Source organism: Flavobacterium sp., from assembly GCF_003525665.1.
In the GTDB taxonomy this organism is placed as follows: Bacteria; Bacteroidota; Bacteroidia; order Flavobacteriales; family Flavobacteriaceae; genus Flavobacterium.
Window position 1 is genome coordinate 7,481 of sequence record NZ_DQDX01000198.1, and the last position, 357, is coordinate 7,837.

1 protein-coding gene is annotated in these 357 nt (G+C 34.2%); it reads left to right on the plus strand.

What is annotated here, in order from left to right:
• Positions 1-357, plus strand: a 357-nt coding sequence (locus DIU01_RS14030; protein WP_290835527.1) for a SufD family Fe-S cluster assembly protein, incomplete at both ends; no start/stop codon positions are given.

A 357-nucleotide genomic window follows, 5' to 3' on the forward strand; every position in this document is an offset into this window, starting at 1 on the left:
GTGATGAAAATCAATTGCACGCTGCTGTTGTAGAATTAATTGCAATGGACAATGCCGAAATAAAATATTCTACTGTACAAAACTGGTATCCAGGAAATAAAGAAGGTAAAGGTGGAGTTTTTAACTTTGTAACCAAAAGAGGGATTTGCGAGAAAAACGCAAAAATATCTTGGACACAAGTAGAAACTGGTTCGGCTGTAACTTGGAAATATCCATCGGTGGTTTTAAAAGGTGATAATTCAATTGGAGAATTTTATTCGATTGCAGTTACCAATAATTTCCAACAAGCTGATACTGGAACTAAGATGGTTCATTTGGGTAAAAACACCAAATCGACTATTATTTCTAAAGGAATTT